The 13,100-nt window shown below is 71.4% G+C and carries 11 protein-coding genes; 4 read left to right on the top strand and 7 right to left on the bottom strand.

Translation table 11 applies throughout. From position 1 onward, the window contains the following. Positions 1-30: 30 nt before the first annotated feature. Positions 31-1,371: an MFS transporter gene (locus tag ACIBKY_RS21375; protein WP_397098601.1), complete on the top strand. Its 1,341-nt coding sequence runs from the start codon at positions 31-33 to the stop codon at positions 1,369-1,371. Then, positions 1,352-3,685 (top strand): family 78 glycoside hydrolase catalytic domain, encoded by a 2,334-nt coding sequence (locus ACIBKY_RS21380; RefSeq protein WP_397098603.1) that lies wholly within the window; start codon positions 1,352-1,354, stop codon positions 3,683-3,685. The genes ACIBKY_RS21375 and ACIBKY_RS21380 overlap by 20 nt, the downstream gene beginning before the upstream one ends. Here the strand turns inward: ACIBKY_RS21380 and secD are convergent. Continuing rightward, positions 3,682-5,931: a protein translocase subunit SecD gene (gene secD, locus ACIBKY_RS21385; protein WP_397098605.1), complete on the bottom strand. Its 2,250-nt coding sequence runs from the start codon at positions 5,929-5,931 to the stop codon at positions 3,682-3,684. The two genes, ACIBKY_RS21380 and secD, sit on opposite strands and share 4 nt — an antisense overlap. A 64-nt stretch (positions 5,932-5,995) precedes the next feature. Beyond that, a complete protein-coding gene (locus ACIBKY_RS21390) occupies positions 5,996-6,337 on the bottom strand; it encodes a hypothetical protein (protein ID WP_397098607.1) in 342 nt (113 codons plus the stop codon). A gap of 37 nt (positions 6,338-6,374) precedes the next feature. Here ACIBKY_RS21390 and ACIBKY_RS21395 point away from each other — a divergent pair, with 37 nt between their 5' ends. Then, the gene (locus ACIBKY_RS21395; RefSeq protein ID WP_397098609.1) at positions 6,375-8,036 is read left to right on the top strand and encodes an alpha-amylase family protein; all 1,662 of its coding nucleotides are present in this window, start codon (positions 6,375-6,377) and stop codon (positions 8,034-8,036) included. A 48-nt stretch (positions 8,037-8,084) separates the two neighbouring features. Continuing rightward, positions 8,085-8,588: a hypothetical protein gene (locus ACIBKY_RS21400; protein WP_397098611.1), complete on the top strand. Its 504-nt coding sequence runs from the start codon at positions 8,085-8,087 to the stop codon at positions 8,586-8,588. 53 nt (positions 8,589-8,641) lie between these two features. On the opposite strand, the gene ACIBKY_RS21405 is transcribed toward ACIBKY_RS21400, so the two are convergent. The 5 genes from ACIBKY_RS21405 to ACIBKY_RS21425 all read right to left on the bottom strand — a co-directional run bounded on the left by ACIBKY_RS21405 (position 8,642) and on the right by ACIBKY_RS21425 (position 13,085). Then, positions 8,642-9,031 carry a VOC family protein gene (locus ACIBKY_RS21405; RefSeq protein WP_379618408.1) on the bottom strand — a complete coding sequence of 130 codons (390 nt, stop codon included), beginning with the start codon at positions 9,029-9,031 and terminating at the stop codon, positions 8,642-8,644. A gap of 3 nt (positions 9,032-9,034) precedes the next feature. After that, entirely contained in the window at positions 9,035-9,772 is a 738-nt protein-coding gene (locus tag ACIBKY_RS21410; protein WP_397098613.1) for a cytochrome d ubiquinol oxidase subunit II, read from the bottom strand. Positions 9,773-9,784: 12 nt separating this feature from the next. Beyond that, entirely contained in the window at positions 9,785-11,038 is a 1,254-nt protein-coding gene (locus tag ACIBKY_RS21415; RefSeq protein ID WP_397098615.1) for a cytochrome ubiquinol oxidase subunit I, read from the bottom strand. Positions 11,039-11,136: 98 nt separating this feature from the next. After that, positions 11,137-11,805, bottom strand: coding sequence for a response regulator (locus tag ACIBKY_RS21420; protein ID WP_397098617.1), 669 nt, complete (start codon positions 11,803-11,805; stop codon positions 11,137-11,139). Then, positions 11,802-13,085 (bottom strand): sensor histidine kinase, encoded by a 1,284-nt coding sequence (locus tag ACIBKY_RS21425; RefSeq protein ID WP_397098619.1) that lies wholly within the window; start codon positions 13,083-13,085, stop codon positions 11,802-11,804. Before ACIBKY_RS21425 ends, ACIBKY_RS21420 begins: the two co-directional genes overlap by 4 nt. Positions 13,086-13,100: the final 15 nt, after the last annotated feature.

The following is a 13,100-nucleotide window of genomic DNA, read 5'->3' on the forward strand; positions in this document are numbered from 1 at the left end:
CCGCCATTCCGCCATTCAACTATGTAACGCATGACAACGCCCAGGGTTGGCCTCGCGGAGAAGGCCGGCTTCTTCGCCGGCAACGTGGGCAACATCGTGTTCAGCACGACGATCAACTCGTTCCTGCTGATCTACCTGACCGACGAGATCGGGCTGGCCGCCGCCGCGGTCGGCACGTTGTTCCTCGTCGCGCGCATCGTCGACGGCGTCAGCGATCCGGTGATGGGTTACGTCGTCGACCATCTGCCGGTCACCCGGTGGGGCAGGTTCCGCACCTACCTGCTGGTCGGTGGGGCGGTCGCCGCCTTCAGCTTCGTCGCGCTGTTCCTGGCTCCTGCGCTGGCCCCGGCGCCGCTGGTGGCGATCTGGGTGGCGTACCTGCTGTGGGGGTTCGCCTTCGACCTCATGGACATCCCGCTCAACTCGCTGATCCCTGCCATGGCCACGCATCCCGGTGACCGCCGCCAGCTCTCGGGCATCAAGGCGTTCTCCTACCTGTTCGGCGGCGCGGTGGTGACCGCCGCCGCGCTGCCCCTGGCCGACCGGATCGGCTGGCCGGCGTTCGTGATCGGCCTGGCCGTGGTCTCGCTCCTGCTCACCTCGCTCGCCGCGACCAGGGTGCGCGAGCGGGTCACACCGGTCCGCCAGGACAGGTACGGCTGGCGCGACCTGGCCAGAATGCTGCTGGCCAGCAAGGCGGTGATCATTCTGCTCGGCACGGTCATCGCCCTGACCGCGGCCGGCGGGGCACGCAGCGCCGGGATGGCCTACTACTTCACCTACTTCGTCGGCGACCGCGCCCTGATCGCCGTGGCCGCGCTGGCCACGGTCGTCCCGACGGCCCTCGGCACGATCGTCTTCCCCTGGCTGGCGCGCTTCGTCGGCTACAAGGCCACCTTCGTCGGCGCCCTGGTGCTGGAGGCGGTCGCGATCGGCGCCCTGCTGGTCGTACCCGCCACGGGCTGGCCGCTGGCCCTGGTCGCGCTCGGCGTGACCGCGTTCGGCGGCGGCGGCGCGCTCACCATGATCTACGTGATCGTCGCCGAGCTCGTGGACTACGTCGAATGGCGGCACGGCTACCGCGTCGAGGGCGCGATGGCCTCGCTCGGCTCGTTCGCGGCCAAGGCGGGCGGCGGAATCGGCGCGGCGCTGACCGGCTACACGCTCGCGGTGACCGGCTACCTGGCCGGGCAGGAGCAGACCGCCGAGGGGCTGCGCGGCATCGTGCTGGCCCAGTCGCTGCTGCCCGGCGGCCTGGCCCTGCTGGGCGCCGTGCTGTTCGCGCTCTACCCCATCTCCCGGCAACTGGCCACGCGCGTGGCCGGTGAGCTGGCCCAGCGGAGGGAGTCCGATGCGGTTTCCGCCCGGTAGGTGGCGTGGCCAGTGGATCTGGTCGCCGCGCCCCACGATCCGCCCCGCCGCGCGCGGTTCGCTGCTGCCGGAGGCGTACGACCGGCGGGTGCTGTTCCGGCGCGTGTTCACGCTGGACGAAGTCCCGGAAACCGCGCCCTTCCGGGTGACGGCCGACTCCCGGTACGTGCTCTATGTCAACGGGACGGAACTGGCCCGCGGGCCGGTCCGGCACGGCCCGCGCACACTGCACTACGACACCGGCGACGCCGCGCCCGCGCTGCGCGAGGGCCGCAACGCCGTCGCCGTCCTGGCCCGCTTCTACGGCCACGCCACACCCTGGTGGGAACCGTCGCCGCCGACCTTCACCCTCGGCGGCGGCTGCCTGGTCGCCGAGCTGCGGCTGGGCGAGGAGTGGCTGGTCACCGACGAGACCTGGACGTGCCACGAGCCCACCGCCTGGACGCCCGCCGAGCCCAGACACCACCTGCTCTCGCAACTGCCCGAGATCTTCGACGCCAGGAAACTCGACCCCGGCTGGACACTGCCCGACCACGACGACGGGCCGCTGAACGACGGCCCGCTGCGCGACGGGCCGCTGCGCGATGGCCCGCTGCGCGTCGGGCCGCTACGCGATGGCCCGCTGCGCGACGGGCCGCCGCCCGACGGCTTCTGGCGGCCCGTTCGGGTCATCGAGGCGCGGGCGGTCGTCGGTGGCAACCCTGACGCCCATCCGCCCTCCGACCCGTTCGGCGCGCTGCACCCACGGCCGATCCCGCCGCTCACCTCCTCGGTACGGCAGGCCGAACTGGGCCCCGACCTGGTGGCCGACTTCGGGCAGGTGGTCAGCGGGACGCTGCGGCTGGCCGTACGCGGGAGGGCGGGGTCGACGGTCAGCGGCGCGGTCGCCGAGGTCGTGACCCCGGCCGGGCTGGAGATCGCCAACCGGTTCGCCTACACGCTGCGCGGCCACGACGACGTCTTCGAGATGACCGACCCGGTCGGCGGCCGCTACGCGGTGCTGGAGGTCACCGGCGGGGCAGAGGTGGCCTCGGTCGAGGTGGTCGAGCGGCTGCGCCCGCGCCCGGCCGGGCCGTACTTCGCCTGCTCCGACCCCGAGCTCGACGCCGTTTTCCTGGCGGCGCTGCGTACCGTGGACCTGACCTCCCACGACGCCTACATCGACTGCCCCACCCGCGAGCAGCGGGCCTGGACCGGCGACTCGGTCGTGCACCAGTCCGTGGACCTGGTCGCCAACCCCGACTGGAGCCTCGCCCGCCACCATCCCGCGCTGGCCGCGCAGCCTCGCCCCGACGGGATGCTGCCGATGGTGGTCGCCGGCGACTTCGCGGCCCAGGATCTGCCGACGATTCCCGACTGGTCGCTGCACTGGATCAGGTCCGTGCACAACCTCTACCGCTACACCGGTGACCGCTCGCTCGTCGCCGGACTGCTGGCGAGCGCGGAAGGCGTGCTGCGCTGGTTCCTGCCCTTCCGCGGCGATGACGGGCTGCTGCACGACGTCACCGGCTGGGTGCTGATCGACTGGTCGCCCGTCCAGGTGCGCGGGACCAGCGCCGCGCTGAACGCCCTGTGGGGCCGGGCGCTGGCCGACTTCGCGGAGATGGCCGAGTGGCTCGGCGACCTCGGCCGCGCGTGGTGGGCGCGCGACCTGCACGCCGCGCTGGCCCGCGGCTTCGAGGTCTTCTGGGACGTACGGCGCGGCGCCTACCGCGACCATCTGCTCAGCGGGTCGGTCAGCGAGCACACGGCCGCCGCGGCGGTGTGCGCCGGGCTCGTGCCCGCCTCCCGGCACCCGGCGGTCCGCGAACTGCTCCTGGACCGGGCGGCCATGTTCACCCGCAGCCCGATGGGCGCACGCGGCGCCGACCGAGACGGCCCGATCTCCACCGACCCGGTCAGCCTGCGCCCCGCCCCCGACTGGGACGTGGACCAGTGGGTCGTGGGGGCGCAGCCGTTCTTCCGCTACGTCGTGCACGACGCGCTGGCCCTGCTGGGCGCCGCCGGCCGGATCGCCGGGCTCTGCCGGGACTGGACTGCTTTGACCGAGGCAGGGACGTTCCGGGAGTGCTGGGACGGCGGCTCCTACTGCCACGGCTGGTCCGCCACGCCCGCGCGCGACCTGCTTGTCCACACCCTGGGGATCACGCCGGCCGAACCCGGCTACACCAGGGTGCGGGTGGCGCCCAGGCTGGGCGAGCTGGCCTGGGCGCGCGGGGCCGTACCCTCGCCGCACGGTCTGATCGAGGTGGAGGTCCACGGCACGGAGATCAAGGTGGACGCCCCCGTGCCGGTGGAGATCGTGCGGCCCTAGACCACCGCGCCCGAGCCCTCGCGGGTGCCGCGGGAGCGGGGCTTCGGCGGCTGCGGTGGCGGCTGCTTGCTGCGGCGCTCCAGCGCGATGGCCGTCGGCCCGGCCACGAACGACGACGACAGCGTGCCCACCACGATGCCGATGAGCAGCGCGATCGCGAAGTCGCGCAGCGAGTCGCCGCCGAACACGGCCAGGGCCGCGAGGATGAACAAGGCCCCGAGCCCGGTGTTCACGGTGCGTGGCACGGTCTGCAGGATCGCGCCGTTCACCACGGTGGCGAAGGAGGTCTTCGGCTGGGCGGTCCATATCTCCCTGACCCGGTCGAAGACCACCACCTTGTCGTTGACCGAGTACCCGACGATCGTGAGCATCGCCGCCAGGAACACCCCGTCGATCGGCTTGCCCAGCCAGGCGAAGGCGCCCAGCACCAGGACGGCGTCCACGAACAGCGCGCTCACCGCGGCCGCCCCGAACGTCCAGCGGAAGCGCACCGCCAGGTAGACGAGCTGCGCGGCCAGTGCCACGCCGAGCGCGATCAGCGCGTTGCGCCGCAACTCCTCGCCGAGCGAGGGCCCGATCAGCTCGTCCCGCTGCTTGGTGACCTCGCCCAGCGCCCCCTGGATCTTCGCCACCTCATCGGCGGAGATCTGTCCGGTACGCACGGAGATGGCGTCGTTCGAGGACTGTACGACCGCGTTGGGGAAGCCCGCGTCGGCGACGAGCTTCCTGGCGGCGTCCGCGCCGACCGGCTTGCTCGTGGCGAACTCCATGATCCGCCCGCCGGTGAACTCCACGCCGAAGTTCAGCCCGCGCAGCGCCAACCCGGCGAACGCCAGCACCAGCAGCCCGCCCGCGACCGCCACCCAGAGCTTGCGCCGGCCCATCAGGTCGGGGTCGCGCGCGGTGAGCCACAGCCGGATCCGGCCGACCGAGCCGAGCCCGGAGACCTTGGGCGGCACCCGGTTGATGATCCACTGGGCGAGCACGCGGGTGATCAGCATGGCGGAGATCAGCGAGGCGACCACGCCGATCGACAGCGTCACGCCGAACCCCTTCACCGGGCCCGAGGCCAGCCAGAACAGCAGACCGGCGGCGAGCAGGGTGGTGACGTTGGAGTCGGCGATGGCGCTCCAGGCGTTCTTGAAGCCCCGGTTGAGCGCCTGGCCCAGGCCGCCGGCCCTGGGGCCCTTGACGCGGGTCGCGCCGGCGGCGCCGTACTCTTCTCTGGCCCTTTCGAAGACCAGCACGTTGGCGTCGACGGCCATGCCGATCGCCAGCACGAACCCGGCGAGGCCGGGCAGCGTGAGAGTCGCGCCGAGCGCGACGAGGGCCGCGTAGGAGATCAGCGCGTAGGTGGCCAGGGCGAGCGCCGCCAGCAGGCCGACCAGGCGGTAGATGACGATGATGAACAGCGCGGTCAGCGCCACGCCGACCACGGCCGCCTTGGCGCTGGCCGCGATGGCGTCGGCGCCCAGCGTCGGGCCGACCGTCCGCTGCTCGACGATCTCCAGCGGCACCGGCAGCGAGCCGCCCTTGATCAGAACGGACAGGTCGGTGGCCTCCTGGGCGGCGAAGTTGCCGGTGATCGAGGTACGCCCGCCGGGCATGCCGGCCCGGCACGGCGTCTCCTGGACCACCTCCGGCGAAGAGATGATCTTGTTGTCGAGCACGATCGCGACCCGGCGTTTGGGGTCGCCCATGGGCTCGCAGGCGGCGGCCCCGGTGAGCTTCTGCCAGGGCCCCGGCTCCCGGAAGTCGACCGTGACGAACCAGCCCGGCCCCTGCTGCGGATCGGTGCGGGCTCCGGCGTCCGTCACCCCCTCACCGGTGATGACCGCGGGCCCGAGCGTGAGTTTCTGCCCCGACTCGTCCGGCAGCCCCTTGCCGGAGGAGTCGAGCCCCCGCACCGCGTGGAAGGACAGCTGCGCGGTCCGCCCGATCACGTCGGCGGCCTTGCGGGGGTCGAGCACGCCGGGCAGCTCGACGATGATCCGCTTCTCACCGGAGCGGACCAGCGTCGGATCGACCACGCCGAGCGCGTCGGCACGACGTTGCAACACCTGCAACGTCCGGTCGGTGGCGGCGGCGTCCGCCTTGACGGTCGGCGAGTCCCTCGCCTCGAACACGAGCTGGGTGCCGCCGCGCAGGTCGAGCCCGAGCCGCGGCGACATGGTGAACGCCAGGAACAAAGAGGTCGCGATGACGGCCAGCGCCGCCACCGCGCGCCACAAGGGCGCACGTGACATGGGAGCCTCCACAGGCTTGACGCCGAGGCGGCACTACGGGCCCCTCGGCCGGGAAAGGGAAAGGTCAGGCGCTGTGGAGTGGCGGGGCGCGGGCGGGATGGGCGCGCGGGCGCTCGGCCGCGGGCACGTGGCGGTCGCCGCCGGCGCGGGCGAGGGCGCGCGCGAGCCGTACCTCATGCGCTCTCGGCGGAGGTACGGCCAGCCCGCCGAACCCATGATGCGAACCGGTGTCGGCGGTGGCCTTCGGCTTGCCCGGCTGCGGTGCCGCCTGCCGGTGGCCGCCCTGGTCGGCCGGGGCGGCGGTGACCTGGGCGGAGATCGCCATCGCGTGCTGCGCAGGCAGGCCGCCACCGAGGAAGAGCGTGGACAGCACAAGGAGGACGGCGGCGGACAACCGGCTCCTCATGCGTTCACCGTACCCCGGACCGGGTAGCGGGGATCCCGTGAGACTGACCTACACGAGTGACCTCTGGTGGAAGAATGCCGTCATCTACTGTCTCGACGTGGAGACGTTCAAGGACGGCAACGACGACGGCGTGGGCGACTTCCGCGGGCTCACCCAGCAGATCGACTACCTGGCCGGGCTCGGGGTGACGTGCCTGTGGCTGATGCCGTTCTTCCCGACGCCGAACCGGGACGACGGCTACGACGTGACCGACTTCTACACCGTGGACCCCCGGCTGGGGACGCTCGGGGACTTCGTGGAGTTCATGCGCACGGCCAAGGACCGCGGCCTGCGGGTCATCGCCGACCTCGTGATCAACCACACCTCGGACCGGCATCCGTGGTTCGCCGACTCGCGCTCCGGCCGGGACGCGCGCCTGCGCGACTGGTACGTCTGGTCGGACGAGCCCGAGCCCGACGACCCGAAGCAGATCGTCTTCCCCGACAAGGAGGACAGCCTCTGGGAGTGGGACGAGGGTTCCGGGCAGTACTACCTGCACAGCTTCTACCGCCACCAGCCGGACCTGAACGTGGCCAATCCCGAGGTGCGCGACGAGATCGTGCGGGTGCTCGGCTTCTGGATGGAGCTCGGGCTGTCGGGGTTCCGGGTGGACGCGGTGCCGTTCGTCATCGAGAACGTCTCACCCAAGCTGGCCGACCCGCACGACTTCCTGGCCGACCTGCGGGCCTTCATGAGCCGCAGGGAGGGCGGCTCGATCCTGCTCGGCGAGGTCAACGTGCCCTACCCAGAGCTCCTGCCCTACTTCGGGTCGGGCCTGGGCGACCAGCTGACGATGTGCTTCGACTTCATCGGCATGCAGCGGACCTGGCTGGCGCTGGCCAGATCCGAGGCCGCGCCGATCGCCGAGGCGTTGCGCGAGCGGCCCAGACCGCCCAAGGACTGCCAGTGGTCGGTGTTCCTGCGCAACCACGACGAACTGACCCTCGACAAGCTGACCGAGGACGAGCGGCAGGAGGTCTTCGCGGCGTTCGGGCCCGAGAAGGACATGCAGATCTTCGGCCGCGGCCTGCGGCGGCGGCTGCCTGCCATGCTCGGCGGCGACCTGCGCCGGATCAAGATGGCCTACAGCCTGATGTTCTCCCTGCCCGGCACGCCGGTGCTCTTCTACGGCGAGGAGATCGGCATGGGGGAGGACCTCGCGGCCGAGGGCAGGATGGCGGTGCGCACCCCGATGCAGTGGTCGGCCGACGGCGGCTTCTCGCCCGCCGAGCCGGTACGCGAGATCCCCGAGGGCGCCTTCCGGCCGGAGCGCGTCAACGTGGCCGACCAGAAGCGCGACACCGGGTCGCTGCTGCGCTGGATCCAGCTGCTCATCGAGCGCTACCGGGAATGCCCGGAACTGGCCTGGGGCGAGTGCACGGTGCTGGACTCCGGGCACCCGTCCGTCTTCGCGCACCGCTGCGACGCCGACGACGCCACGGTCGTGGTGGCACACAACCTCTGCGACAGCGCCACCGACATCCGGCTCCAGCTCGACGGACGGGAGAACTACCTGCTCACCGACCTGCTGACGGACGGCACACTGGAGGTCTCCGGCGAGGGGCTGGCGGAGATCCCCATGGAGCCGCACGGGTGCCGGTGGTTCCGCGCGGCGCCGCGGGAGATCGCGCCGGAGGACGCCTCGGTCAAGGCGCGATGAGTAGGGGCTACTCATGCGGGGCTCCCGTTCTGGGCGCAAGCTCCTGCCATGGCAAAGATGTCCGTGAGCAAGGAATTCCTGCGCCTTCTGCGCCGGCGCGACGACTACGCGCCCGCACGAAAGATGTTCGCCGAGGCCTATGGCCCCGACCCGAGCCCCACCCTGGCGAAGATGGTCACCGAGGCCAACGCGGCCTACATCCTCAACCGGGTCATGTTCGCCGAGGACCGCAAAGAGGCGGTCGCCGAGGTGTCCGGCTACCTGACGGAGATCGTCGACGACTGGTGCGGCACCCCGCCGAAGATCAAGTTCCCGCCGATCCCGTGGCCGATCTCCGGTCTGCCCTCGCTCTCCCGGCCGACGCTCGTCGAGATACGGAAGATGCGGCTGGAGCCGGCCGACTACGTGGAGGCCGCCATCGTGTACCAGGCGGTCAGCGACGACCTGGCGGGTGAGGCTCCCGAGCTCGCCGACCAGGTGTCGGCGATGGCCCGGGAGATGGCCGCCTTCGGCACGTCGCACATCGACATCTGCGTGCACGTGGTGGTCTGACCGGCCCGCGGTACGACCGGGCGGCGGAGGAGGGGGCCGCCCGGCCGTACCGGCTAGGAGAGTTCTTCGAACAGGGTCAGCTGGAGTCCGGCGGGGCCCTCCAGGCGGGAGTTCAGGGAGTCCCAGGGGGTTCTGGTCGGTTCGGCGACGAGGGTGGCGCCGGCGTCGGTCAGCTCGCGGGTGACGGCCGTTGAGTCGTCCACCTCGAAGGCGACCCTGATGTGCCCGGCCACGCGCCTGCCCACCTCGACCGCGTCGATGAAGTCCGCCTGGGCGGGGTCGGCGATCTCCAGGGTGGCCCGGCCGGCCTCCAGGATGGTCACGCGGCCGTCCGGCGAGGAGTAGGCGGCGCGCTCGGGCAGGCCGAGCGCGTCGCGGTAGAAACGGACCGCTTCCTCGTAGTCCTCGGCGGTCACGACAAGTCGCAATTCACGTACCTTCATGGGTCAAAGGTAAGACGGGCCGGTCACCCGGTGGCGGAAGGTCCACCACACCCACGCCTGCGAGGCCACCAGGAACGGGATCAGGACCAGGATCACCGGCGTCAGCCAGGCGTTCGCCGCCTCCAGGTGCAGGCCGGAACCGGCCAGGAGACCGACCGCCGCCAGCGCGCCCGCGGTCAGCGCGTACGTGCGCAGCTCGCCGTCGCCGGGGGAGAGCACCCTGGCCCGCTCCCGCAGCGTCCCCGTCAGCCGCAGCGAGGCGAAGGCCAGCCCGTGCGTGCCGAACAGCGCCGCCACCGCCAGCGCCGGCAGGACCGCGGCCGGCCAGGAGATGTTCAGCAGCAGCCCGCTCAGCAGCGTGCCCCATGCCAGCGCCAGTCCCCAGCTCCCCGCCACGATCGCGCCGTCCCAGAACGCCCGCCAGCGGGCCCCCGGCACCCGTCCGCGCAGCCACAGGCCCATGTCGCGGACGATCCACGCGGCCAGCAGCCCCACCACCGCCAGGAAGCCGGGCCAGCCCATCAGCTCACCCTCCACGTGCGGGAACAGCCCCGCGAGCACGCCGCCCGTCGCCACCAGCCACACCTCGTTGCCGAGGAAGAAGGGCGCGATCGCGGCGATCACCTCACGCCGCTCGTCAAGGTCCCTTCCGAGGTACGGCAGCAGCATCCCGACCCCGATGTCGGCCCCGGCCAGGATCAGGTATCCGATGGCGAAGAAGCCCAGAATGAAGATCTCCATGATCGCGTCCTCTCAGAAGGTCAGGGCGGGCCGGACCACGGGAGACTGCTCGACGGCCCCGAGCGCGGCGGCGTCCGGGCCCCGGCGGGCCTGACGGGCCAGCAGCCAGTAGTTGAGCAGGATCAGCACCCCGAACAGGCTCGTGAACACGATCAGCGAGGTGAGCATCTGCCCCGCGCTCACCCGCGAGACCGCGTCCGAGGTCTTCAGCAGTCCGTAGACGGCCCACGGCTGGCGGCCCATCTCGCGGAAGATCCACCCGGCGATCATCGTGACGAACGGCACCGGGATCATCAGCGTCAGCGTCCAGTGCCAGAGCCGGAACCCGCGCACCACCGGCCGGATCAGCATGAACAGGAAGCTCGCCGCCGAGAAGAACAACATCACCGCGAACAGGATCATCATCGTCATGCCCGCCCCCTGCACCCACCCGATCGGCGGCAGGTAGTCACCGGGCCCGAACCGCGCGACCATGTCGGCCTGCGCGCGGGCCATGTCCTCGGCCACTCCCGACCAGACGGCCGCCTTCGCCGGCTGAAGCGTCTCGAAGCCCATCCCGCCGAAGATCGCGGTGAAGAGCGTCGCGGGCAGCGCCACCGCGACGCCGATCCGCAGCGACTTGCGGAAGAAGTCCTGCTCGGTGGTACGCCGCCGCAGGTGGTAGGCGCTCACCCCGGCCATGAAGAACCCGCCCACGACCATCGCGCCGCCCAGCACGTGCCCGAACGCCACCAGCGCCGCCGGGTTGGACACCAGCGCGCCGAAGTCGACGAGCTCCATCACGCCGCCGGTCATCCGGTAGCCGACCGGGTTCTGCAGGAAGCCGTTGGAGATCAGGATCCAGAACGCCGACGCGTACGCGGTCAGCGTCACCACCCAGATCAGCGCCAGGTGCGCCCAGCGGTTCAGCCGGTTCCAGCCGAAGATCCACAGACCCAGGAACGTCGACTCGATGAAGAACGCCACCAGGGTCTCGATCGCCAGCGAGGCGCCGAACACGTTGCCCGCGAACTCCGTCAGCCCGCTCCACGACAGGCCGAACTGGAACTCCATCACGATGCCGGTGACGATGCCCATCGCGTAGTTGATGATGTAGAGCTGGCCCCAGAACCGCGTCATCCGCGTGTGAACCGGGCTGCGCGTCAGCGTCGCCCTGGTCTGGATCACGGCCACCAGCGTGGCCAGGCCCAGCGTCAGGGCGACGAACAGGAAATGCGCCCCTGCCGTGAGGGCGAACTGCAGCCGGGCGAGCTCAACGGTGTCCATGCCAGGGAGAATCCCGGTACGGTCACCTTCCCGGCGTCATGCCCCGGCGGGCACCTGGCCCGCAACTTTCACGGTCCCGGGACGGCCCGGCGTACATCTCAGGGAGTAAGCCACCCCGGCGTGATCATGCCAGCCTCGTACGCCAGCACCACGAGCTGGGCGCGGTCGCGCAGACGCAGCTTGGTCATGATGCGGCTGACGTGCGTCTTCGCGGTGGCGGGGCTGAGCACCAGCTTCTCGGCGATCTCGTCGTTGGACAGGCCCGCGGCCACCAGCACCATCACCTCGCGCTCCCGCTCGGTCAGCGCGTTGAGCTCGGGACCCGGCTCAGGACGCTTGACCCGCCCGGCGAACTCCGCGATCAACCGGCGCGTGACCGACGGCGCGATGAGCGCGTCACCCCTGGCCACGACCCTGACCGCGTGGATGAGCTCGGCCGGTTCCGTGTCCTTGACCAGGAAGCCGCTGGCGCCCGCCTTGAGCGCGCCGTAGACGTAGTCGTCCAGGTCGAACGTGGTCAGGATGATCACCTTCACCCCGTCCAGCCGGGGGTCGGAGACGATCTGGCTGGTGGCCTCCAGGCCGTCGAGCTCGGGCATGCGGATGTCCATGAGCACGACGTCGGGGCGCAGCTCACGGGCTTTGGCGACGGCCTGCGTGCCGTTCGCGGCCTCGCCGACCACCTCGATGTCGTCCTCGTCGGTCAGAATCGACCTGAACCCGGCCCTGACCAGGTTCTGGTCATCGGCGAGCAGCGCGCGGATCATCGCTTTCCATCCTGTACGTGAGTGTCTTCCCTATGCGCCGGTACGGCAGAGCCGCCTCCCGGCCGCCCATCTCCCGGCCGCCCGCCTTCATACCCGGCGCCTTCTTGCCCGGTCGCGCCTGCGCCCTTCTGGGTGGTGGGGGCGGGGCCGTTCCCCTGCGGTGGGGTGGTGATGGGGAGGGTGGCGACGACCGTGAAGCCGCGGCCGGGGCGGGGGCCGACGTCCAGGGTGCCGCCCAGTGCGGTGGCGCGCTCGCGCATGCCCTGCACGCCGAAGCCGCTGCCGTCGGGGTAGACCGCGCCCGGCCCGTCATCCTCCACCCTGATCACGATATTTCCGGACGTGCGGGTGATGGTGAGGTTCGCTTGGTCTGTCCCGGAATGGCGGGTGACGTTGGTCAGCGACTCCTGGATGATGCGGGTGGCGGCCAGATCCACCTGCGCGGGCAGCCCCGACACCTCGCCGGCGACCGTGACCACCACCTTCAGCCCGGAACGTTTCACCAGCTCGTCAAGGCGGTCCAGGCTGTCGGCGGGGGCGGTGGGTGCTTCCTCGTCCACCTGCCGCAGGACGCCGAGCGTGGTCCTCAGTTGTCTGAGCGTCTCCTTGCTGGTGTCCTTGATCGTACGCAGCGCTGACTCGGCGTCCTCCGGCCGCTTCTTCAGCCCGTGGAGCGCCGACCCGGCCTGCACGTTGATCAGGGAGATGTTGTGTCCCAGGACGTCGTGGAGCTCGCGGGCGATGCGCAGGCGTTCCTCGGTCTCGCGGCGCCGGGCCTCTTCCTCCTTGGTGTGCTCGGCGTCGAGGGCGCGTTGCTCGGCCTCGTGCTGGAAGGCCCGCCGGTTCTTGGTCACCCCGCCGAACGCGATGGCGGCCACCACCCAGCCGCCGATCATCACGAACTGCGAGTCGTCCACGTGCCGGGCCTCGCCCATCTCCCCGATCCCCATCCCGAGCACGGAGGCGGCGCCGGTGGCGATCGCGGCGATCAGGTGCCCCTGGTCGGCCGCGCTGTACAGGGCGACCAGGAAGATCAGCAGCAGCGGGCCGTCGAGGTGGGCGTACGGATAGTAGAGCGCCGTGCACACCGCGCTCACCAGCAGCGCGGCCACGGGAAAGCGGCGCCGTAGCAGCAGGGCGCCGCAGGCGATCGCGGGCAGCGCGAAGTCGAGCGCGTTGGGCGTCACCTCGGGCCGCAGGCGACCGGTGAGCACGGTCCCGGCGATCAGCGCCGCGATCACGGCGATCGACGACCACGTGCTCGGCTGCAACCTGGGCATACGCCCATTGTGTAC

The organism is Nonomuraea sp. NPDC050394 (assembly GCF_044459065.1).
In the GTDB taxonomy this organism is placed as follows: domain Bacteria; phylum Actinomycetota; class Actinomycetes; order Streptosporangiales; family Streptosporangiaceae; genus Nonomuraea.

Bases quoted from the DNA above. Each gene is read 5' to 3' on its own strand.
- ACIBKY_RS21375 (WP_397098601.1), top strand. From the start codon at position 31: ATGACAACGCCCAGGGTTGGCCTCGCGGAGAAGGCCGGCTTCTTCGCC.
- ACIBKY_RS21380 (WP_397098603.1), top strand. From the start codon at position 1,352: ATGCGGTTTCCGCCCGGTAGGTGGCGTGGCCAGTGGATCTGGTCGCCG.
- secD (WP_397098605.1), bottom strand. From the start codon at position 5,931: ATGTCACGTGCGCCCTTGTGGCGCGCGGTGGCGGCGCTGGCCGTCATC.
- ACIBKY_RS21390 (WP_397098607.1), bottom strand. From the start codon at position 6,337: ATGAGGAGCCGGTTGTCCGCCGCCGTCCTCCTTGTGCTGTCCACGCTC.
- ACIBKY_RS21400 (WP_397098611.1), top strand. From the start codon at position 8,085: ATGGCAAAGATGTCCGTGAGCAAGGAATTCCTGCGCCTTCTGCGCCGG.
- ACIBKY_RS21405 (WP_379618408.1), bottom strand. From the start codon at position 9,031: ATGAAGGTACGTGAATTGCGACTTGTCGTGACCGCCGAGGACTACGAG.
- ACIBKY_RS21410 (WP_397098613.1), bottom strand. From the start codon at position 9,772: ATGGAGATCTTCATTCTGGGCTTCTTCGCCATCGGATACCTGATCCTG.
- ACIBKY_RS21415 (WP_397098615.1), bottom strand. From the start codon at position 11,038: ATGGACACCGTTGAGCTCGCCCGGCTGCAGTTCGCCCTCACGGCAGGG.
- ACIBKY_RS21420 (WP_397098617.1), bottom strand. From the start codon at position 11,805: ATGATCCGCGCGCTGCTCGCCGATGACCAGAACCTGGTCAGGGCCGGG.
- ACIBKY_RS21425 (WP_397098619.1), bottom strand. From the start codon at position 13,085: ATGCCCAGGTTGCAGCCGAGCACGTGGTCGTCGATCGCCGTGATCGCG.